General features: G+C 36.7%; 23 protein-coding genes. 18 read left to right on the top strand and 5 right to left on the bottom strand.

Features of this window, described 5'->3' with window-relative positions:
* Positions 1 to 10: 10 nt before the first annotated feature.
* The gene (locus CWD91_RS20285; protein WP_103442809.1) at positions 11 to 892 is read left to right on the top strand and encodes a TraB/GumN family protein; all 882 of its coding nucleotides are present in this window, start codon (positions 11 to 13) and stop codon (positions 890 to 892) included.
* A gap of 132 nt (positions 893 to 1,024) precedes the next feature.
* Here CWD91_RS20285 and CWD91_RS20280 read toward each other — a convergent pair whose 3' ends face one another.
* On the bottom strand, positions 1,025 to 1,300 hold the full coding sequence (locus CWD91_RS20280; protein WP_103442808.1) for a winged helix-turn-helix transcriptional regulator: 276 nt from the start codon (positions 1,298 to 1,300) through the stop codon (positions 1,025 to 1,027).
* A gap of 157 nt (positions 1,301 to 1,457) precedes the next feature.
* Between CWD91_RS20280 and CWD91_RS20275 the strand changes: the two genes are divergently transcribed.
* The 3 genes from CWD91_RS20275 (at position 1,458) to CWD91_RS20265 (ending at position 3,700) form a co-directional block, all read left to right on the top strand.
* The gene (locus CWD91_RS20275; RefSeq protein WP_103442807.1) at positions 1,458 to 1,970 is read left to right on the top strand and encodes a VOC family protein; all 513 of its coding nucleotides are present in this window, start codon (positions 1,458 to 1,460) and stop codon (positions 1,968 to 1,970) included.
* A gap of 236 nt (positions 1,971 to 2,206) precedes the next feature.
* Positions 2,207 to 2,677: a tRNA (cytidine(34)-2'-O)-methyltransferase gene (locus tag CWD91_RS20270; RefSeq protein WP_103442806.1), complete on the top strand. Its 471-nt coding sequence runs from the start codon at positions 2,207 to 2,209 to the stop codon at positions 2,675 to 2,677.
* Between the two features lie 51 nt (positions 2,678 to 2,728).
* On the top strand, positions 2,729 to 3,700 hold the full coding sequence (locus CWD91_RS20265; RefSeq protein ID WP_103442805.1) for an acyl-CoA thioester hydrolase/BAAT C-terminal domain-containing protein: 972 nt from the start codon (positions 2,729 to 2,731) through the stop codon (positions 3,698 to 3,700).
* 61 nt (positions 3,701 to 3,761) lie between these two features.
* On the opposite strand, the gene CWD91_RS20260 is transcribed toward CWD91_RS20265, so the two are convergent.
* Positions 3,762 to 4,439 (bottom strand): class I SAM-dependent methyltransferase, encoded by a 678-nt coding sequence (locus CWD91_RS20260; RefSeq protein WP_103442804.1) that lies wholly within the window; start codon positions 4,437 to 4,439, stop codon positions 3,762 to 3,764.
* A 257-nt stretch (positions 4,440 to 4,696) separates the two neighbouring features.
* Positions 4,697 to 5,521 carry a universal stress protein gene (locus CWD91_RS20255; protein WP_103442803.1) on the bottom strand — a complete coding sequence of 275 codons (825 nt, stop codon included), beginning with the start codon at positions 5,519 to 5,521 and terminating at the stop codon, positions 4,697 to 4,699.
* 475 nt (positions 5,522 to 5,996) lie between these two features.
* Here CWD91_RS20255 and CWD91_RS20250 point away from each other — a divergent pair, with 475 nt between their 5' ends.
* Positions 5,997 to 6,515: a GNAT family N-acetyltransferase gene (locus tag CWD91_RS20250; RefSeq protein WP_103442802.1), complete on the top strand. Its 519-nt coding sequence runs from the start codon at positions 5,997 to 5,999 to the stop codon at positions 6,513 to 6,515.
* A 182-nt stretch (positions 6,516 to 6,697) separates the two neighbouring features.
* A complete protein-coding gene (locus tag CWD91_RS20245) occupies positions 6,698 to 7,267 on the top strand; it encodes a hypothetical protein (protein WP_103442801.1) in 570 nt (189 codons plus the stop codon).
* A 61-nt stretch (positions 7,268 to 7,328) separates the two neighbouring features.
* Here the strand turns inward: CWD91_RS20245 and CWD91_RS20240 are convergent, their stop codons facing one another.
* Positions 7,329 to 7,706, bottom strand: a complete 378-nt coding sequence (locus tag CWD91_RS20240) for a cupin domain-containing protein (protein ID WP_103442800.1) — start codon at positions 7,704 to 7,706, stop codon at positions 7,329 to 7,331.
* Between the two features lie 288 nt (positions 7,707 to 7,994).
* Between CWD91_RS20240 and CWD91_RS20235 the strand changes: the two genes are divergently transcribed.
* Positions 7,995 to 8,705, top strand: a complete 711-nt coding sequence (locus tag CWD91_RS20235; protein WP_103442799.1) for a hypothetical protein — start codon at positions 7,995 to 7,997, stop codon at positions 8,703 to 8,705.
* A gap of 26 nt (positions 8,706 to 8,731) precedes the next feature.
* Here the strand turns inward: CWD91_RS20235 and CWD91_RS20230 are convergent, their stop codons facing one another.
* Entirely contained in the window at positions 8,732 to 11,323 is a 2,592-nt protein-coding gene (locus tag CWD91_RS20230) for a bifunctional YncE family protein/alkaline phosphatase family protein (RefSeq protein WP_103442798.1), read from the bottom strand.
* A 584-nt stretch (positions 11,324 to 11,907) separates the two neighbouring features.
* Here CWD91_RS20230 and CWD91_RS20225 point away from each other — a divergent pair.
* The 11 genes from CWD91_RS20225 (at position 11,908) to CWD91_RS20175 (ending at position 20,233) form a co-directional block, all read left to right on the top strand.
* Positions 11,908 to 12,486 carry a Crp/Fnr family transcriptional regulator gene (locus CWD91_RS20225; protein WP_103442797.1) on the top strand — a complete coding sequence of 193 codons (579 nt, stop codon included), beginning with the start codon at positions 11,908 to 11,910 and terminating at the stop codon, positions 12,484 to 12,486.
* A gap of 70 nt (positions 12,487 to 12,556) precedes the next feature.
* Positions 12,557 to 13,537, top strand: coding sequence for a cyclase family protein (locus CWD91_RS20220; RefSeq protein WP_103442796.1), 981 nt, complete (start codon positions 12,557 to 12,559; stop codon positions 13,535 to 13,537).
* A gap of 4 nt (positions 13,538 to 13,541) precedes the next feature.
* Positions 13,542 to 13,988 carry a DMT family transporter gene (locus CWD91_RS20215; protein ID WP_103442795.1) on the top strand — a complete coding sequence of 149 codons (447 nt, stop codon included), beginning with the start codon at positions 13,542 to 13,544 and terminating at the stop codon, positions 13,986 to 13,988.
* Positions 13,989 to 13,993: 5 nt separating this feature from the next.
* Complete coding sequence (locus CWD91_RS20210; RefSeq protein WP_157943853.1) at positions 13,994 to 14,716, top strand: GNAT family N-acetyltransferase; 723 nt, start codon at positions 13,994 to 13,996, stop codon at positions 14,714 to 14,716.
* A gap of 4 nt (positions 14,717 to 14,720) precedes the next feature.
* Positions 14,721 to 15,350, top strand: coding sequence for an NAD(P)H-dependent oxidoreductase (locus CWD91_RS20205; RefSeq protein ID WP_103442793.1), 630 nt, complete (start codon positions 14,721 to 14,723; stop codon positions 15,348 to 15,350).
* Positions 15,351 to 15,438: 88 nt separating this feature from the next.
* Positions 15,439 to 15,786 carry a 5-carboxymethyl-2-hydroxymuconate Delta-isomerase gene (locus CWD91_RS20200; RefSeq protein ID WP_103442792.1) on the top strand — a complete coding sequence of 116 codons (348 nt, stop codon included), beginning with the start codon at positions 15,439 to 15,441 and terminating at the stop codon, positions 15,784 to 15,786.
* Between the two features lie 377 nt (positions 15,787 to 16,163).
* Entirely contained in the window at positions 16,164 to 17,384 is a 1,221-nt protein-coding gene (locus CWD91_RS20195; protein ID WP_103442791.1) for an MDR family MFS transporter, read from the top strand.
* A gap of 139 nt (positions 17,385 to 17,523) precedes the next feature.
* Complete coding sequence (locus CWD91_RS20190; protein WP_103442790.1) at positions 17,524 to 17,946, top strand: GNAT family N-acetyltransferase; 423 nt, start codon at positions 17,524 to 17,526, stop codon at positions 17,944 to 17,946.
* A 403-nt stretch (positions 17,947 to 18,349) separates the two neighbouring features.
* Positions 18,350 to 18,742: a VOC family protein gene (locus CWD91_RS20185; protein ID WP_103442789.1), complete on the top strand. Its 393-nt coding sequence runs from the start codon at positions 18,350 to 18,352 to the stop codon at positions 18,740 to 18,742.
* A 34-nt stretch (positions 18,743 to 18,776) separates the two neighbouring features.
* The gene (locus CWD91_RS20180; RefSeq protein ID WP_103442788.1) at positions 18,777 to 19,337 is read left to right on the top strand and encodes a DUF4256 domain-containing protein; all 561 of its coding nucleotides are present in this window, start codon (positions 18,777 to 18,779) and stop codon (positions 19,335 to 19,337) included.
* Positions 19,338 to 19,477: 140 nt separating this feature from the next.
* Positions 19,478 to 20,233 (top strand): DJ-1/PfpI family protein, encoded by a 756-nt coding sequence (locus tag CWD91_RS20175; protein ID WP_103442787.1) that lies wholly within the window; start codon positions 19,478 to 19,480, stop codon positions 20,231 to 20,233.
* Positions 20,234 to 20,587: the final 354 nt, after the last annotated feature.

Here is a 20,587-nt window from a genome sequence, read left to right as displayed (position 1 = left end):
AAATAGAAATATGACAGTAAGAAGAATCACCACACAACTATTCTTAATATTGACTTCAACCATTATATTAGGCCAAAATGGTAAAGATTCTCTAAGAGATAACACCATTCTTTTCAAAATAACTAGCCAAGATTCCAATGAAACATCATATATTTTTGGTACTCACCACGCATTTGGAAAATCATTTTTTGACTCATTAACAAAGGCAAACCAAGCCTTGGAGTCCTGTGATTTATTAATAAAAGAAAACCTGAACATTCCAGGTAAATTGGCTGAGGATATTATTAATCACAGAACAAGCAAAACACAGTGGAATAAATATTTAAGTATAAAAGATTTGACTTTCATTGAAAACCTCTTCGCTACAAGTCCTACTGATTATAATAAGATGACACCAACCGAGATGTATGTTTTTCTTAACAGACATTTCAAGCAACAGGTATGTTTAAACAAAAATGATAACGATACCTCTCTTTCTCTAGATGATTATATAGGTTCTATCGCAATTGAACGAAATATAGAACTCTATGGGCTGGAAACCACTGAAGAACAAATAGTCCTAATTAATAAAGATGTTGCGGGAATGCCTCGAAAGAGCCATAAAAGGAGACTTGCCAATATTATTGATAAAATTAGTGCGGAAAATTCAAATTACTGTGAAGAAACTGATTGGTATTCGAATATGGAAATAGACTTTAAAAACAATGAGCCCTGCAGAAATTCTCTTGTGCTAACCGACAGAAACAATAAATGGATGGGCAGTATTAGAGAAAAGCTTGAATCGAATAACTGCTTTATTGCAGTTGGATTAAGTCATTTAATGTATGAATGCGGATTAATAAACCAATTAAAGGAGCTTGGATATATCATTACTCCACTAGAAGTTAATTAAAAACTACCGCCAGCATAGTTTATAGTCCTGTATTTAGTATGTTTATTGGACGGTCCGAAATCCTATCGGATTTCATACCGCAAACAGTCATAGCCAAAACCTTACCAACAAGTTTGAAAAAAACCAATTTGATCAGTTTTGACAATCATTTGTACCCCAGGCATCCAAACTCCTTAAAATCTTCTCCAATGATTGCCCCCTATTGCTTAATTTGTATTCAACCCTAGGTGGAACTACAGGAAAAACTTTTCGGGTAATCAACCCATCTTTTTCCAATTCCCTGACTGTTTGGGTAAACATTTTATTTGAAATACCAGGAATTTTCCTTTGTAATATCCCTGAACGCAAATCGCCTTCCAATAAATGGAATAAAATTAAAGGTTTCCATTTTGTACCTATTAAATTCATCGTATAATTTAAAGGGCAATTATTCTCTTTTTTCAAAATTTAAAATTTATATTATTGATAATCAATATTATACTCGTTTAGGTAACTATACTACTTTTTAGTAAGTTATTGCTATTTAGGCAAATATAAATTATTTTTGCACTCTGAATCAAGACTTATGACAGACATTAAAAATTATCCAAAATCATTTTCACATATTGGAATTACAGTTCCGAATATAAATGAAGCTGTAAAATTCTATTCTGAGGTAATGGGATGGTACATAATCATGGAACCATCCAAAGTCAAAAAGGAAAAGGAAACCGCTATTGGTCAAATGTGTATTGACGTTTTCGGAGACGATTGGAATGAATTTGAAATTGCGCATTTAGCAACCTCAGACGGAATTGGAATTGAATTATTTTCCTTTCCAAACGGAATAAAGGAAGCTCCTGAATTTAATCCTTTCAATACTGGTCTTTTCCATTTTTGCGTACAAGATCCAAATATTGAAGATCTAATTGATAAAATTATATCATATGGAGGAAAGCAAAGAATGCCAATTAGGGAGTACTATCCAAAGGACAAACCTTTCAAAATGTGCTATGTTGAGGACCCTTTCGGAATTGTCTTTGAAATATATACCCATAGTTATGAATTAACCTATTCTTCAGGTGCATATTCAAAATAAAAGCCAATGGGAAACAATGTGCATAAGTAACCTGTCCCTGCCCTAATCCGTACCTGCCCGACTTTGTTATTCGGGCGGGCGGACTGGTGTACTGAACGGACTTCGGGCGGGTTGCCAGGTACCGGTCTAGGAGGAAAATCCTTCAATTTTAACTCTGGATCGTTCCATTTTTGTTAATTTCGTTGCTCAAACCACGCAACCTTACACCAATCGTTGTAAAGCATTATCTATAAATAATGGGATTTAATATTGTATTAATTGAACCAGAAATACCTATGAATACGGGAAATATTGGTCGACTAAGTTTAGCTTCTGGATCAAAATTACATCTTGTAAAACCATTTGGATTCGAACTAAATGACAAGAGATTAAAAAGAGCTGGCTTGGATTACTGGAAACATATTTCCGTCTTCGTTTATGAAAACATTGAAGACTTTTACTCAAAAAATATAGGCGAACATTTTGTATACTTTTCAAGCCATGGAACACAAGATTACTGCTCCATTGACTATAAAGACGATATGTTTCTGATATTTGGGAAGGAATCAAATGGTTTACCCGAAAAAATGGTGACAGAGAATTCCAATTTAGTATATAATATCCCTATTTACAGTAAACATATTCGCAGTTTAAACCTAGCCAATGCCGTTAGCGTAGTGGTATATGAAGGTATTAGAAATATAAAAACGCATTTCAACAAAACCTAAATCGATTTAAACACAGCTTTGGCAAAGGATTGTACACCACTAACTCAAAAGATGAAGAAAAATAGAAAAATAATCATTGGAATTACCGTGACCATAATTTTGATCGTAGGGTATTTGGTTGCCGATCACATATTATTCGATGGGTTTAAACCAATAAGCATAAATGAAAAAGGATTTCAGGCAAGATACTATGCCAATAAGAGCACAACAAATAGTACCGCTGTAGTTTTAATTGGAGGGGGGCAGTGGGGAAACTATTGGGGAGAGGAGATGGTTCTTAAAGGATTTGTTGGACTGTCATTACCTTATTCAGGACATGAAGGATTGCCTACTTTACCCGAAGAAATACCTCTGGAATATTTTGAGACAGCTTTAAAATGGTTAGGTGCGCAACCCGAAGTTAATCCTGAAAAGATTATTGTTATGGGTGCTTCAAGAAATGCGGAATTAGCTTTGGTAATTGCAGCGAACTTGCCAGAACTGGTTAGCGGTGTTGTGGCGTATGCACCAAGTTCCGTTTCATGGTCAAATACAGTTTTGCCATATAACTCGGACAAGATAAAACCAAGCTGGACATATAAAGGGAGCGATATAAATTATGTTCCAATGGATAAAATATCGGGGAACGAATCTTCTAGAATTAACACCTTGGAATATTGGAAAAATGGTTTAAACAAAGTGGAACATACTCTTGAAGCTACCATAAAGGTCGAGAGAATAAATGGGCCCATTTTACTTATTTCCGGAATGCAGGATCTGGTTTGGCCCTCGGCCCAAATGGCAGATATTCTAGAAAAGCGTTTGGAAAAGAACAACTTCAAATTTAATTTTGAAAATATAAAATATGATAAGGCCGGACATCTAATCTCCAGTAATCCAGAATCACAAATAGCCGAAAGAACTGGAAAAATGATTATTAACGATAAACAATATAGTTTTGAATATGGGGGGACAAATGAAGGGGATTATAAAGCTAAACAAGACGCGAAAATTAGAGTTTTTAAATTAATTGAGAACCTCTAATTTCAAAAAAAAGCGAGTTGCCAACTTTGTATACAACAAAAACAACACAAAGGGGAATGGTTTAGAAAATTGTATAAAGAGTGGTTACTACGACTCCTTTTCCATTGCCAAAATTAACGGACAACAATTGCTTTTCCTCCTTTGCCCTTAAATTAAATGGTGGTGCCAGTACGTTTAAACCACTTTGTTTTTTAAGTCTAATTCCTTGCCCTGAAATAATCTCCTTATTTGGCACAAAATCTTCTTTCGGCAAATGTTCTGTTATAATAACATATTTAAAATTTGTTAACTTACGCACTATGCTTTGTACTTCTACATTCGATAAATGTTGTAGTACCTGTCTTAAAATAGCGCAATCTGCAGAAGGCAAAACATCTACAGCGATATCAGAACAACGGAATTCCAAATTTTCTTCTTTAAATTTTCCTTTATTGTAGGTTATTAGATCTGGTACTATATCAACAGCAATGTACTTTTTGGTATACTTTACCAATTCCTTTCCGACATTAAAATCCCCACATCCTAAATCACACACCACCAGTGGACTTTTAAAAGAGGTGAAAAATGATGTTAAAACATCTAAATATGGATTTACTATCTCAGGATGATGTGATCCTTCACCTGAATAAAAAGCAGATTTGCCGCCACCCCAAAGTTTCTTTTCATAAACCTGTGCCATGGCTTCTTTGGTTGGCCAAGGTTTCTTTATTTTTTTAGTTCCATTTTCTTTCTTCCCCATAAACACTCCAGTCGTCCGTACAAACTATAAAAGCATAATAATGTGTATTCCGATGTACTATTAAAGCAAACGTACAAATTTTAGGTAATACCAAATATTACATAACCCGACAGCGATGCTAGTACCCCCATCCTACTCTCGCTGGTAGACATTATTGTCCAGTAGCGAGTTGATACTTTTTACTGGAATTTAAATGTGAAAATAAACCAAAAACGATAATTATAAAGGGCACCGGGTTACCTAGTATTTTTCAGGATTCATGACTCCTTTTGAAACGTAAAAAGCGGTATTTTTGTTTGAAATGCTGTATTTTGGGTAACGCTCTTTTGAAATACCTTTTCTAAAAAGTTGGTGTGATGGGTGAACATAATCACCATATCTGCGTCAATGTCGGCAACAAAATTGTTGATTCCTTGTATAACAGAGCTACTTTTTAGTTCAATTAAATTTATTTTTTGATAAGAAAAATCCTTTCTCAAACTCTCTTCTTTAGTTTGTATATCTCCTTCAAAGCGTTCATTGTCCTTGTCTATATGAAGAATTTGAATCCATGAATCCATTAATCTTGCAAATGGGATAATTAAATCAATCTCTTTATCAAGATTGTATAAGTCACTTGAATATACAATATTGTTGATACCTCTATAGCGTGCAAATTCAGGAATGGTCAGGACAGGTATGCTACTGTTTTGTATAATACCGGCGGCATTACTTCCGAAGATAATTTTTTTCAAGCCGGAGGCACCTTTGGTTCCAATACAAATCATATCGATATTATTTTTTAAAGCGAATATTTCGACATATTTTTCAATGGAAGTGCCAGAGGTAATTTCATAACTTATATCAATATTATGGCTATTATCTTTTTTGATGGACGATATAAGTTCTTTCATTGATCTTTCGGAACTAGTTTTTATGGCCTCATGAAGTTTTTGGGAACCAATTCTAGCCATTGAAGGTGTATTCGTATCTATTACGTGAAGTAATATAAGCTTTATATCCACGTCCTTACTAATAGCTACGGCATACTTGATTGCCACATTTGATAATTCTGAAAAATCTGTTGGAATTAAAATTCTCATTGAGTTCTATTTTAGTTTAAGTCCTAAAGTTATCCATCTGTAGATTTTAATCATATGATATTAGTCAGTCTTAGAAAAAATAGAACACATGTATATTGTTATGCTTACACCAGCCCTATTCCGTCTCCTGTTTTGTACCAGTGCCGTCTGATTTTAAAATGTTGACAAATTATCCCTTTCTTTTGAAGCCCCTCCCCATTTATGGCTGTCCCAATCCTTTTGTCCAATTTAATGTCGCAGGAAAACACTTGTCCCAGTTAGTGCAAACATCCTTCTGGTAGCAGTACGGCAATTTGTTCAACGCTTGCTAAAATATGCGCTTCTTCAGTAGCCTTTCCAATTTGTGACTTTCCATTACCTTGCATCCCAAAATAATGGAACAAAATAATATTTGGGAATTGCTAACTTAGACCTTTCAAGAATGTATGATAAATAATCAGGTGCAACTTTTTGGCCAAAAATAAAACCGTACTAAATGAGCCACTATAAAACCTTTGAAACCGAAAGACTTGTACTAAAACCGACAACGGAAGAGGATGCCAAATTTGTTTTTGAGTTGTTTAATACACCCAAATGGATCCAAAACATAGGAGATAGAAATATTGGGTCCGTAGAAATGGCAAAAGAGTATATCCTGAATAAAATGCAGCCGCAATTGAAAAGACTTGGGTATTCCAATTACACCATTATTAGAAAAATCGACCAAGTAAAAATTGGCGCTTGTGGACTATATGATAGAGAGGGATTGGATGGTATTGATATTGGCTTTGCCTTTTTGCCCGAATATGAGGGAAAAGGATATGCATTTGAAGCTGCACATAAATTAGTAACTGTGGCATTCAATGAATTTGGAATTAAAACCATTAGTGCTATCACCGCAAAAAATAATGTATCCTCTCAAAGGCTTTTGGGAAAACTAGGACTGGAATTAACGGGAACAACAAAACTTCCCAATGATATTAGCGAACTGCTCCTTTATAAGATCGAAAAATAAAACAGGCTAACTCATTGGCTTCAATATAAAAAACTGGTACATCTGCTTAATCTTCTACCTGCTAGAGTATCCTTCCCCAAGACATTTTTTCTTTAAAATATTTCATCTGTCATAATCATTTGATTTGCTATCTTAGATCAAGATATGCATTCGATAATTAGACACGATTGCGACCACCGATTATGAAAAAAACCATAATAATTTTGGCAGTATTGGCTTCAGTGCATGTTAAATCCCAATTAATAAAAGAAGAGTCCATTGCCTTCTCTATAGGCTACGGGCTGAGTGCAGCATACGATGATGTAAATATAGCTGACACCGGATTTTATCTACAGGGTGAATATGTTCTTGACCTTTCCAAGTGGTTTGATATGAGACCGTATGCCGGTCTAATTTTGACAAAATCCAACGGTAAAGACCTCAATGAAGAACCAACACCTTATATAGCAACTTCAAAGGCATTTTTAATTGGAGGGAAAGCAAGAATTACAGCACCTATACCCTGGGTTGCTCCTTATTTGGAAGGCGGCATTGGTGCGTCAATCGGCGCATTTAGAACCTTAACCCCGTATACCGATATTGATAAAAGCGGATTGATTCTTCACATTCCTTTTTCCCTAGGTTTGGAATTAGGACCGAACCATAATTTTGATATTGCATTCACCTATTATTTCCACCCAAGCATGCACCAGTTCTCTGGAGCAGCGGCGTTTGGAATTTCGTTTCCAATTAATACTATTAAAAGAATATAATAGTGTTATACATCAGGTTTCTGATCCTATACCTACACTTTGTATGAACCTTGAATGAAATTTATCCTCCTAATTCAGCCATTTTTTTTCCAACATGGGTAATTACCTCATTAAATTCTTTTGTTGGATTAAAATCAATTATTTTAACATCTTCCTTAACTATTGCTGTATGACCTGATGGCAAATAAAAGACATCTCCCTTTTCGAGCAATTCTTCTTTTCCATCATCATAAATGACCAACATAGCACCATCTACTATATATCCCCAGTGTGGACAATGACAGCTGTCATTATTCAAACCTTGTAAGAGTGGAGTAAAATCGGTGCCTTTTGGTAATTCATTGAAACAAACGGTCATTCCTCCAAAATCAGGTTGAGCCCGCATTGTAGTGCCTGGTGCTTGCATCGTGGTTGGAATACTTTCCTTTTTAATTTTCATAATCGTACGTGTTTAGTGTACAATAAGTTACAAAAAATATTTTCATAGGAGCGGTGATTAATTGCAACCCAAGAAATTAAGGTTCATATTGATAACTTATGCGGTGCAAAAAGCAGTGGTCTAATGCTTCATATGTATTATTGACTTAAATGTCTTTCTCATCGAAATTTAATAGTTCACTTAAAAAATAATACTTTTGAAACAGTTTTTACATTATGATGCGCCCCGTTTTTAAATAAGTATTGAGCCAAATGGCTATTCTTTTATTCAGATTCAACTAGTAAAACAATGAAAACAAAGTTCTTTTTTATTGCTGTTTTTACTTTAAGTCAAACTTTTTATGCCCAAATAACCAAAGGTCTTATTTTGCCCAAGAAAGTTAATTCCTTTAGTATAAGTTGTGCTTATATTCCTGAGTCTGGTATACAGGTTTACAACAAACCCAATGGTGAAGTTCATGGTGAAATTGTTCAAGCCTCCAACAAGGATCCTCGTAATAAATCACATAAAATTTCCCTTAAATTAAAAGGCCAATTAAAACCAATTGAAGATTCAAATTTAAAAAATATAGGCGATGATTTTATGGCTCTGGTGTATATAGCGCAGCATTCAAATTTTGTTAAATTACAAAATGGTTATTGGATTAAAGTAGCAGAGTTGGAAGATAAGGGATTGCAAATTGTTAATTGGATGCAATATCTCATTATGCAAAGTCCAGAAGTAGTTGGGTATTATGCAAAAGAACCAGGTCTACATTTAAGAAAATCTCCTACAGAAAATTCAGAACTAATTTTATTGCTGAAAGGCGATTTATTGGAAATAAAACTAACCCATGAAGTTAAAGGTTTATGGTGTAAGGTTATTGTAACGAAATATACTGACCACCCTTGTTCAAGTAAGGGTAATTTTGAAGAAATAAAACTTAAGACCTACACGGGTTGGATTCAACTATTAACGGACGATTTAACGCCTAATGTAACTTATTACAAAACTTGCTAAGGGAACAAAAGTATATCTCCAGTTCTCTATTTATCTTTATTATTAACTAAAATTGGATACTCCACGTCATAACCTTTTATGGAATGCCAAATTATCCTATTAAAAATGCTTTCATCTGCCTGATCAATATCATCAAGTGGCATTTCCATTGATTTTTGTGCATAAAACAATTGTTTCTCATTCGTAATTGAAGACAACTCTGGATTCATCTCATCCAATTTAATGTTATTGGGTATCACTGTATAGGGCGTAAAATCTGGCTCACTGGTAAAACAATCAACCAATGGTTCCGCTAATAGATCAAATTGTGTCATGGGCGATAATCCTAAAATCAATTCCATGGTGCGGAGAAAGCTATTTTGATTATAATGGGTACTTATTACCTCTCCCCTTTTAGTGTAAGGACTTATACACAAGGCACCTGTCCTGCGTCCATCTACATGATCTAAACCTGCCTGAGTATCGTCCTGAATAACAAAAATGGCCGTTTCTGCCCAGAATTTACTGTGGCTTACCGCTTCCACTATTTGCCCTAACGCCAAATCATTATCTGCAACCGTTGCTCTGGGTGTAGGATATCCAGCTCTTGTACCAACGGTATGATCATTAGGTAAAAGCATCACTGTAAAATTCGGAAAGTTATCATTCTTTTCAAATTCCTTCAATTCCTTTATAAACTCAGCTGCACGGTAAACATCCTGTACCGTTCCTGGAAATCCAACATAGGTAGGGCAAAGATAAGGCTCCAGAGACTTAACCTCTGTAGTTGCCCTGATCTTTATTTCATTGGTACCTGCTTTAAATTGATTATAAAGTTCTGTCCAGGTAGCATCCTTGGGCTCAATATCCGCGGCAACAAATTCGCCATAATTGCGAAAAGAAAGTCCTGCATCCAAAACTTTATCCCAAATAAAACCGCCTGAAGAATACGCCAAGACATCATCTCCATCATAGGGGTAACTTCTAACAAAACCTCCGAAACTTTTTTCGAGATAATCGGTAACAAACCCTTCCATAGCCCACATATGTCCGTCGGCACTAAGAACTCCATTGCAATAAGTGTTATCCAACAATACATATTTCTCTGCAAGGGCATGATGATTGGGAGTTACTTCCCTCCCGAATTGACATAAACTGGGATCTCCATTCCCTTGGGGTAGATCTCCATATACCTGATCATATGTGCGGTTTTCTTTAATAATATAAAGTACATGTTTAAATACAGACTTTTCACCCGGACGGGTTGGCAAAGGCACCACTTTTTCTTCAGTAGCTTCAACATTCAATTCATTTATTATTCTTGGAAGTCTCATATTTGATGCCGCTTGCAATGAATAGCTATTTAACTCTACCTCTCCGGGAACTGGTATAAAGGTTACCGATCCCATATGATCATGTGAGTTGAAACCGCCCTTAGGAATCTTAGATCGCTCTTCCCATCTACCACCAGTACCTTTTACATTGGCCACGAATAATTCTGATCCGGCCTTATTCATTGCAACAGCCCCCGGATACCATCCGGTAGGAATTAATCCAGTTACTTTATCCGTCCGAAGGTCTATTACGGCCAATAAATTATTAGCACCATTGGCTACATATAATAATTTTCCCGATGGATCTAAAACGAGGGCATTGGGAGCACTCCCAAAAGGTAGCTCTGCACTGGGTTTTGTTTCTATGGACTTTAATACTACATCTTTTTGGGTATCGATTACAGATATGATATCACTGTTGGCATTGGCAACATATAAGCTAGAGGCGTCTTTTGACAATACCATATTACATGGCAGTAATCCAACTTCGATTTCCTTCAACACTGTTCTACTTTTTAAATCAACGACTGAAATGGTTCCTGAAGAACCTATACCTGTTTTAGGATCAATAACAGCATCTGACCCAGAGGTTAAGCCTGTTATATCTTGCGAGTTTGGAATGCGCCCTCCCCAATTGGTTACATAGGCTTTGTTTTCTTTTATAATGACAGTAAAAGGAGCAATTCCAACGGGAATCTCCGTTTCCAGCTCCATCGTTTTTGTATTCACAACACCAAGACTATTATTGCGACTAAGGGTTACATATATCAAATCTTGGGCCTCATCAATAGTAAAACCACCTGGGTAAGACCTGTTGTTGTTTTCCTTTTTAGGACCTTTTAATGCAATTTCCTTATGCCAATTAAAACCATTTTCACCCAATATGGCCGACCTTAAATTACCTTCGGTGTCGGTAGTCCAAACAATTGAATCATTTGACGTCCAGGCAATACCTGCAAAGGTATTACCACCTTTGGGCAATTCTAAGGTTTGTATAATAGATTGACTTTTTACATCCAAGAATGTCAAATCACTCTTATTCTTTACAGCTACAATAGTCTCTGCATTATTTAAAGCAAGATCCGTAGGCCTTCCGGGAAAAACTACCGTACTGCCAGCTGGATTTATAATTTGTGAAGTAGCAACCACATGGCTACCATCCTCCTGAGGCCCTACCATTGCTCTTCGATTAAATAAATCCGGAGCAGTAGTAAACTGCTTTTTGGAATTCTCCTTGATTTTTACCGAATTGCAACTGAATAGAAAACTTAAGCCAATAAGGGAAATAACGGCTATTGATTTCATTGATTTTTTGAAGTGGTTCATAATGATTAACTAATTTATTAAAGTGGTTGGATATTCACTAAATATGTCATGCGCTTGATAAACCATTAAATATAGGGAAATATCTTTTGAGAAATTTTATTTGAAATTTTATCCATATAATTTCAGTTTAGGTTTAAACACAATTATTAACTGAATTAATATAACCCTAAAAATCGGGCAATTACCTCAGGGCAAGCCCTGCAGGCATCGGTTCTAAACTTCCGATAACATTTCGACGCCCGTCTGAACGGAACTAGTGCATATGCTTCGCAACATTCGAATCTCACTTAGTGGGTAAATAAACTTCGATTTGGTTGATATCAATAGTTTCAAAGGTCCTTATTACCAATCTACATTCGTCTTTCACTTTTATTCTATCATTGGTAAAATGTTCATTAATTGGGTAGCCATACTGTTTGGAGCCTTTCCTTGTTTATTGGTCACATAGTATCCAAGCGGGCAATTAATTGGTATTTGGTATCTTAGACCTGAATATGTTCAATGATAAAATATATTTTCGATGTTAAACTTTAGATATTTGTATATAATCCAATCTGTGAACAATGTATGACCTACTCATTGGAAATATTAAGGAATTAGTACCTCTTACCGAAGATGAATCCCGTTTGATCCAGAATTATTTTGAACCGGTCCATCTTAAAAAGAAACAATTTTTACTTCAAAGCGGGGAAAGCTCTAACCATATGCGCTTCATTTCCCAAGGTTGTCTAAAATTGTATAACATTGATGAATTGGGTGCTGAATATATTCTTCAATTTGGCATAAGTGGATGGTGGCTTAACGATTTATACGCTTATCTCACAAAAAAACCGGCAACCTATTTTATCCAAGCAATTACGGAGAGTACGGTATTACAAATACATAGGGACAAATTAGATGAACTCTTCGATAAAAGCCATATGATGGACCGATTTTTCAGGATCAAAACACAAAATGGTTATGTGGCACTCCAGGAAAGAACCATTAATAATATGAGTCAATCTGTTGAACAGCGATACCTTGAATTTATTACCCGCTATCGTAACATCGAACAACAAATCCCCCAATATATGCTTGCCTCCTACTTGGGGGTCACCCCTGAACATCTAAGCACCATCCGCAAAAAATTGATCGGACATTAGCGTTCTTAAGATACCTTAATGAAATTGAACAGCATGGTTTTAATATTTGTACCAACAAAATATATAAACCATGAAAAGAACAAACATTTTAATTGCAGCCCTGCTCCTTTTTCAGATAATATTGAGAGGGCAACAAAAAGAAAACGTGGGACTTAGCCCATGGGGAGCACAAGATCAAATTGGAACCCTTAACATGATGACCGAAGCCTCACGGCTTCAAGTATTGTCCAAAATAAGCACAGGGAAGAGCTACGACCTTAGTGTGGATTATTTCGTAGGCATGCCCAGCTTTCATTCCTTGGGAGATCCAGGATATCAGTACTGGCTTACACATACCCCACACGGCACTATAGTGGACAACCCGAATGGTCTCGGAGATGGGATGAACAAAAAAGTAAGCTATACCGGAGATGCCATCTCCATGTACACCCATATGGGTACGCATATTGATGCATTGAACCACTTTGGTTTGGACGGAAAGATCTGGAACGGTTTTACCCCTGAAGAGCACCTTGGCGACAAGGGCTGGAAAAAAACCGGAGCAGAAACTATTCCCCCAATTATAGCCAGGGGGGTTCTCTTGGACGTGGCGAATGCCAAAGGGCCACTACAAAAAAACTATCGTATTAGTGCCCAAGATTTACAACTCACTTTAAAAAAACAGGGTATTAAGCTTAAACCCGGTGATGTCGTTTTAATTAGGACCGGCCAAGCCCAATTTTACGAAAATGCGTCGCGCTACCTCGATAACTATCCGGGCATAAGTTTGGATGCAGTGAAGTGGTTGGTAGAAGATCAAGGTATTATGCTTCTAGGTGCCGACAATCTAAGTTTTGAGGCATTTCCACCAGAACGAGAAGACAATTGGGTACCTGTACATACTTATTTACTTGCCGAAAAAGGGGTAATGTTCATAGAACAGCTATACCTGGAAGAGTTGTCAAAAGATAAGGTATATGAATTTGCATTTTTTGCCGCATCATTGAAATTGAGGGGCGCCAGTGGATCACCACTTCGACCCATTGCATTCCCTATCGGTCCTAAAAGTTAAAATTATGAATAACTCAACTTTATTTCTTCTCTCTTTTTCAGTGGGCATTTTGGTTGTAATCCAGGGCGGCATCAACGCTCGACTCGGAGTATTGCTGAACAATACCTTGTTAGCTACCTCAGCTGCATTGGTTATGAGTGCAAGTTTTACGCTTATCGCAGTTTTAGTTACTGTCCGTGAGCTTCCAAGCCTAGAGCTAATAAAATTGATACCCTCTTATATGTGGTTTACCGGGGGTGCACTAAGCTTCTTGGCGGTAACCCTTTTTTATTACATAATTCCACGGGTTGGTATATCCACTGCAGTAATTTTTGGCCTTAGTGGTCAAATAATTTTTGCTGCGATAGCAGGGCATTTTGGCTGGTTTGGAATGCCCATTGAGCCTATTACCATTAAGAAAGTTATGGGAATATTGGTGCTGACCTTAGGAATAATACTTATAAAATATTGATGGATATGGATTTGATCAAAGAGAACATCAACAATCTCACGAGCCTTTGGGGCCTGGCCGGTAAGGCAAATGGCGTATTTTTCAGCGATGAGGATTACGCTATCAGTACCGTGGTAGAATCAGCCTGGCCAAATAAACTTTGGTTTCATAGACCTCTATCCAAAACCTTATTGGAGAACATCCTTAATAATTGGAATATTAATGATATCACTATTCCAATATGGCAAAAAGATATCCCGGAACAACTTATTGAATCCTTGGGTTTCACATTAAAGAATGAACTCACCGGAATGTCTATAAACTTAGATCTGGTTAAAGATCAACCCCATAAGCTTTTCATCCAAAAGGTAAATGACAGCAAGTCCGCAGTACTCTGGTCCAGCCTATTTTATGAAGCTTTTGGCTATTATATCAATCCAAGAACTGTGGAGCTAACCATGCACCAAGTAGATTATCTCATTGGATATCATGGGCCAAAATCCATTGGAACAGCAGTTTTATATAGGGATGCTCCCCAAATTGCAGGTGTTCATTCTATGGGTGTGGTTCCGGAGCACCGTAAAAATGGTTATGCCTCAGACCTGCTGAACCAAGTACTAAGTTTGGCCAAGCAGCAAGGAGTGACCAATGTAAGCCTGCAAGCATCATCCATGGGAAAAGGTCTATACCTAAAAACAGGATTTCAAGAAGATTTCCAAATTAAAAATTTTGTAAAACTAAAAAACTAAAAAAATGAACCTAATAAATCATCTTAATTGGCGATATGCCACTAAAATGTTCGACCCAAAAAGTAGGGTAAGCAAGCAAGACTTGGAATTTCTAAAAGAAGCCATTAGGCTTTCCGTATCTTCCTATGGCCTTCAACTGTATAAAGTATTGATCATTGAAAACAATGAAGTAAAGGCTGCACTGCGAAAAGCTTCTTGGGATCAATCGCAAATTACAGACGCATCCCAATTGTTCGTTTTCTGTAATTACACCCATGACTATGATAGGCATGTAGACGATTATGTAGAACGAATTATCACAGCACAGGGCAATTCTTCCGAAGGGATAAAACAATACGGGGAATTCATTAAGACCAGCATCGCCAAGATGTCTGCAGAGGAACGGAAAAGCTGGTCGGAAAAACAGACATATCTGGCCTTGAACAACCTTCTTATTGCCTGCGCGGAGCTAAAAATAGATGCCTGCCCCATGGAAGGGTTCAACAACCAAGCCTATAATAGCATACTGGGCCTGGATGAGCTAGGACTTAATGCAGCCGTGATAGCCCCAGTAGGTTATAGATCAGCTTCAGACAAAACGCAGAATAGAAAAAAAATAAGGAAAACCAAGGAAGAATTGTTCCAAACGGCCTAACTAAATAGAATTGAAAAAAAGTATGGCAAGTCCAACATCCATGATAAAGCAGGTTGGACTTGTCTATAATTAACTAAAGAATAATAGTATGCCACACTTTGTAATTGATTGCTCGCAAAACATATTAAATAAAAAGACTCCAAACGAAATCATTCAGAGAGTTTATGATACCGCTGAAGCATCCGGTCTTTTTGAAGATGGGGATATTAAGGTAAGGATCAATCCCTTCGAATATTATACGATAGGCAATACCAGGGACGACTTTATGCATATTTTCGCCAATATTATGGAAGGAAGAAGTATTCTCGAAAAAAGTGATTTATCGAAAAGAATAGTTAACGAATTGACATCAATGCTTCCCGAAGTTCCCATTATTTCCATAAACATCCGGGATTTTGAGAAAGCCACCTACTGCAATAAATCAATGGTCGGGTGAATTTGTACAGTATATCAAGGGTAACACTAAAAGATTTTTAACCGCTATCTCGTAACTTTACCCATCATTTTCATCTACGGGAAGAAAAAGGTAAAGGCTATTGAATGAATTATTTGTAGAAATGAACTTATGAGTAGCATGAGTCTCCTAAAAACTAAATAAAGCCATTAGTTTTAGATACCTCTGCCGTAGGAAAGATTTTGGAAACTTAAATACCCAATTTTAAAAGATATAATCTATATCCACAAACCGGGTTTATTTTGAACAAGAAATCAAATTTACAATATGGGGATAATAATCTGTAACATATATTCCTTATCTATCACCAATCTAAGAATGTACAATTATACCTGATGGGATTAAAATAAATGACTTAAATGAAAAATCTATTATTCAGTTATTTTAACACATTTGATGGCTTATCAAAGGAAGTTTGGTGGCTGGCACTTATTACCCTTATAAACAGGGCGGGTACCATGGTTATCCCTTTTCTTTCCCTATACCTTACCCAAAGTTTGGACTTCAGCCTTTCGAACGTGGGCTGGATCATGGCGCTCTTTGGCTTGGGGTCCGTGATTGGTTCCTGGCTGGGTGGAAAATTAACAGATAGAATAGGATATTACAAGGTTATGGTAATAAGCCTGTTGGCTTCAGGAGTTTCTTTTATCCTCTTACAATATATTACAACATTTGTTGGCTTTTGTATCGGAGTCTTTGTTCTAATGGCAATTGCCGATATGTTCCGTCCTGCCATGTTTGTGGCGATAAGCTCCTATAGCAAACTAGAAAATAGAACACGTTCCATAACACTGATTAGGTTGGCCATTAATTTGGGTTTTTCTGCAGGACCTGCCCTGGGAGGCCTCATTATTTTTGCCCTTAGTTACGGGGGACTGTTTTGGATAGACGGTGTTACCTGTTTTATAGCAGGTATGTTATTATTGAAAATTCTTAATCCCAGAAAGGCAAAGGTTATTGAGCAGGCAAAGGTGGCAAATCCGGCAGAGGCATTCAGGGATAAACCATTTATGATTCTTTTGGTTGCGATGACATTGTTTGGGCTGGCATTCTTTCAATTGTTATCTACCCTTCCCATTTTTTACAAAGATATGTACCAATTAACGGAGGCAGAGATTGGCCTGCTCCTAGGCTTGAATGGCTTTCTAATTTTCATTTTTGAAATGCCTTTGATAAAATGGTTGGAAAGCAGTAGAAATAGTATGTCAAAACTCATCCTTGTTGGGGTATTATTGACAGCAATGAGCTTCATGGTAATCAATCTTTTAGGATGGATAGGTGCCCTAATAATTGGTATGGTTCTAATGTCCTTTGGAGAAATGATCGTTTTTCCGTTCTCCAATTCCTTGGCCCTAAATAGATCTATAAAAGGAAATCAGGGGCAATACATGGCCTATTACTCTATTTCCTTCTCCATAGCCCATATTTTTGGACACAGCATCGGAATGAATTTAATAGCGAATTTTGGTTATAGCTCTACTTGGTATATCATTACATTAATAGCCCTATTAAGCGCTGTTTTTCTGCTTATATTAATGGGTATGTTAAAGAAAGAAAAGATAATGCCTAAGGAATCCTAATAATCATTTATAGATCCAATTAGGGTAAACATCACCCTCCTTTTACGTTGCGGGCAATTTTCTAAAGAAATTATCCATTAACACATGGAAAACTAAGGCCCAATATTATTAGGAACTAATAATAAAACAAGTAAGTTTTATGGAGATCGAAATAAAAGATTTTGAAGAAAGTGATAGAGAAAAGCTGCGACAAATTTATTTGGAAGTACGGCAAACCAACTTTAATTGGTTGGACCAAGAATCATTTAGACTATCTTCTTTTGACAAGGATACAGAAGGAGAATACATTTTGGTGGCCAAAGTGGATAACGAAATAGTCGGATTCACTTCCTTATGGCTCAAGGATAACTTTATTCATCATTTGTATATATCAAAACCCTTTCAACGCAAAGGTATTGGTACGGAATTGTTAAATAGGGTCATTGAGAAACTTGGTTCAAATGTTAGCCTAAAATGTCTTATAAAAAATGAATTGGGTATTAACTTCTACCTTAAACATGGTTGGCAACCCATAGGAAAAGGTCGATCAATTGAGGGAGAATACATTTCGTTCAAGTATTAAATTTATAATCCAAAAGTCAATTACCTCATGGCAAGCACATTTGGCATTGGATGGAAACTACTGATAACATTTCGACGCCCGCCTAAAAGTACGGGCAGGCCCGCCTGAACGAACAGTAAGGGCAAACGTCGGAGCATTCAAATCTCACTTGGTAAGTAAAAATCATCGCTATCATAGTTTCCCCTAAAGCGCACTGGTATATTCGGATTATTATTCGTAATTTTTATCAGTATTTTTATAAAAAATCCAAATGTACTCCTGATAGCCTTATGGACAGGCCTATTGCTTTTATGACCCCTATCAAGATGCATTATCGGAAAATGGCAACTCCTATCCTGTAACCTTCATTCTGGATTCGCATTGCAATTATTTTATATATTAACTAACTATTAAATATCATATCATGAAAAATGGAAATCCAGTAGTTTGGTTCGAAATTTATGTTGACGACATAAAAAGAGCAAAAAAATTTTACGAAACAGTATTTCAACTTGAATTGAGTGAAATGCCAATGCCAGAAACCGCTGATGCCAGTATGAAAATGTTGTTTTTCCCAGGCAACATGGAAGCCAAAAACAGTGCTTCCGGGGCAATTGTAAAAATGGAAGGCTTTAAGGCCGGCAACAATAGTACTATTGTCTATTTTATGAGTGAGGATTGCAGTATGGAAGAATCCAGAATAGCAGCTGCAGGGGGAAGCATTTTTAAATCCAAAACGTCTTTGGGCGATTATGGTTTTATGGTTCTCGCAACAGATACCGAAGGAAATATGATCGGAGTTCACTCTATGAAATAATGGAAAAGCTGTACTAAACAGTATCCGCAGAATTATGAGCAACATGAAATTAACCTCAATTGAGAATACCACTATTCTGGATATTTTAAAAGCCAGATTTAACCAAAATATGGAGCGTCATAAAGATTTAGGGTGGAATTCCATAGAAAAAAAATTAAAGGATAATCCTAGTAAGCTTCGGTCCCTGAACGAAATGGAGCAATCTGGAGGTGAACCGGATGTGGTCGATTTTGACTTGGACAAGGGAGAATATATCTTTTTCGATTGTTCAGCAGAAAGTCCAACAGGTAGAAGAAGTGTCTGCTATGATCGTGAGGCGCTTGAATCCCGGAAAAAATTTAAACCCAGCAACAACGCAATTGACTTGGCAGCAGCTATGGGTGTCGAAATACTTAATGAGGATCAATACCGATATCTCCAAAAATTGGGGAAGTTTGACGCAAAGACCTCCAGTTGGATTCAGACCCCGTCTGCCATTAGAAAATTGGGCGGAGCATTGTTTGGGGATTATAGGTACGATCATGTTTTTATTTACCATAACGGAGCCGATTCCTATTATGCCGCTAGAGGATTTAGGTGTTCGCTAAGAATCTGATTCCTTCGAGTTTTATATCTGTTAATCCTGGCACCAATGGAGATGAATTGAACTAGATCAATTACCTTTACATCAGCTTTGGTTCTGCCCGTTTCCCCCTATAAATACTTCAAGACTTAGCTTTTATAAAAAAATGAAAAATGAATAAGATTGGGATTTTATCAATGCTACTTTTATCAGCAATTGTAAGCACTTGCAATTCCAAAAAAGCAAAAACCAATTCCGATGTTCAAAAAGTTGAACTTAACGTTATTAAATCCGATACTTTATCCAAACACCTAAAACCCTTCAACACAGAATTGCCTACCATTGGGCTTTTAATGTATAATGGGGTGCTACAAAGTGAAGTTATAGCTACATCAGATGTCTTTGCCAAACCAAGCGAGGAAGGGAAACAGCTCTTTAATGTAATTACCATTGCCGAAACCGATAATCCGATTACAACGGAAGAAGGAATGAAATTCGTACCTGATTATACCTTTGAAAATTGTCCAAAATTGGAAGCCTTATTCGTTCCAAGTGCCTATGATATGTATGCCCAGGTTCATAATCCAAAAATCGTGAATTTCATTAGGGAGAAAAATAAGGAGACAAAATATACAGTCAGTAATTGTGCCGGGGCCCAATTGATTGGAGCATCTGGAATAGCTGATGGACACAAAATTGTTACCTGGATCGGTGGTGGTGAACAATTGCAAAAGGATTATCCCAGGCTAAAGGTACAAGACGATAATTTGATAACTTTTGTAGAAGACGGAAAATTCAGTTCTTCAAATGGCAATCTTGCAAGTTATATCCCTGCCCTGAATTTAGTGGAGAAAATGACAAGCGCCGAACACAGAGAATTTGTAGAATCGTATCTATACTTGGACCGACTTCAAAATTGGAAGAAATAATTACCTCAATTGGTCAAAATTAAATTCCATCTTTTAGGTGATAAATTGATTGTTGTAATTTAAAGCCTATCCCCTATTTTTCATGGAGGGAATAATCAACAATCAAATACATTGCTGTTAGGTTTATATCCTTCTTTAGTTTTAAGGCTTCCAACCCACTTCATTCAGAAGACACCAACATAAAAAGTGTCTTTATTTAAACTTGGTTTTTCCAGTTGATCAGAGACCAATTATTTCAGGGCAAGCCCATGAGGAATCGGATGGAGACTACTGATAAGGTTTCGACGCCAGCCTGAACGTAACTGGCTAGCGTTGGGGCATTCAAATCTCACTTAGTGAGTAAATAACAAAAGA

The organism is Arenibacter hampyeongensis (assembly GCF_002909255.1).
Lineage (GTDB): Bacteria > Bacteroidota > Bacteroidia > Flavobacteriales > Flavobacteriaceae > Arenibacter > Arenibacter hampyeongensis.
This window is presented reverse-complemented; position numbering and strand designations above follow the sequence as displayed.

Coding starts and splice junctions, on each gene's coding strand:
- CWD91_RS20285 (WP_103442809.1), top strand. CDS start 11: ATGACAGTAAGAAGAATCACCACACAACTATTCTTAATATTGACTTCA.
- CWD91_RS20280 (WP_103442808.1), bottom strand. CDS start 1,300: ATGAATTTAATAGGTACAAAATGGAAACCTTTAATTTTATTCCATTTA.
- CWD91_RS20275 (WP_103442807.1), top strand. CDS start 1,458: ATGACAGACATTAAAAATTATCCAAAATCATTTTCACATATTGGAATT.
- CWD91_RS20270 (WP_103442806.1), top strand. CDS start 2,207: ATGGGATTTAATATTGTATTAATTGAACCAGAAATACCTATGAATACG.
- CWD91_RS20265 (WP_103442805.1), top strand. CDS start 2,729: ATGAAGAAAAATAGAAAAATAATCATTGGAATTACCGTGACCATAATT.
- CWD91_RS20260 (WP_103442804.1), bottom strand. CDS start 4,439: ATGGGGAAGAAAGAAAATGGAACTAAAAAAATAAAGAAACCTTGGCCA.
- CWD91_RS20255 (WP_103442803.1), bottom strand. CDS start 5,521: ATGAGAATTTTAATTCCAACAGATTTTTCAGAATTATCAAATGTGGCA.
- CWD91_RS20250 (WP_103442802.1), top strand. CDS start 5,997: ATGAGCCACTATAAAACCTTTGAAACCGAAAGACTTGTACTAAAACCG.
- CWD91_RS20245 (WP_103442801.1), top strand. CDS start 6,698: ATGAAAAAAACCATAATAATTTTGGCAGTATTGGCTTCAGTGCATGTT.
- CWD91_RS20240 (WP_103442800.1), bottom strand. CDS start 7,706: ATGAAAATTAAAAAGGAAAGTATTCCAACCACGATGCAAGCACCAGGC.
- CWD91_RS20235 (WP_103442799.1), top strand. CDS start 7,995: ATGAAAACAAAGTTCTTTTTTATTGCTGTTTTTACTTTAAGTCAAACT.
- CWD91_RS20230 (WP_103442798.1), bottom strand. CDS start 11,323: ATGAAATCAATAGCCGTTATTTCCCTTATTGGCTTAAGTTTTCTATTC.
- CWD91_RS20225 (WP_103442797.1), top strand. CDS start 11,908: ATGTATGACCTACTCATTGGAAATATTAAGGAATTAGTACCTCTTACC.
- CWD91_RS20220 (WP_103442796.1), top strand. CDS start 12,557: ATGAAAAGAACAAACATTTTAATTGCAGCCCTGCTCCTTTTTCAGATA.
- CWD91_RS20215 (WP_103442795.1), top strand. CDS start 13,542: ATGAATAACTCAACTTTATTTCTTCTCTCTTTTTCAGTGGGCATTTTG.
- CWD91_RS20210 (WP_157943853.1), top strand. CDS start 13,994: ATGGATTTGATCAAAGAGAACATCAACAATCTCACGAGCCTTTGGGGC.
- CWD91_RS20205 (WP_103442793.1), top strand. CDS start 14,721: ATGAACCTAATAAATCATCTTAATTGGCGATATGCCACTAAAATGTTC.
- CWD91_RS20200 (WP_103442792.1), top strand. CDS start 15,439: ATGCCACACTTTGTAATTGATTGCTCGCAAAACATATTAAATAAAAAG.
- CWD91_RS20195 (WP_103442791.1), top strand. CDS start 16,164: ATGAAAAATCTATTATTCAGTTATTTTAACACATTTGATGGCTTATCA.
- CWD91_RS20190 (WP_103442790.1), top strand. CDS start 17,524: ATGGAGATCGAAATAAAAGATTTTGAAGAAAGTGATAGAGAAAAGCTG.
- CWD91_RS20185 (WP_103442789.1), top strand. CDS start 18,350: ATGAAAAATGGAAATCCAGTAGTTTGGTTCGAAATTTATGTTGACGAC.
- CWD91_RS20180 (WP_103442788.1), top strand. CDS start 18,777: ATGAGCAACATGAAATTAACCTCAATTGAGAATACCACTATTCTGGAT.
- CWD91_RS20175 (WP_103442787.1), top strand. CDS start 19,478: ATGAATAAGATTGGGATTTTATCAATGCTACTTTTATCAGCAATTGTA.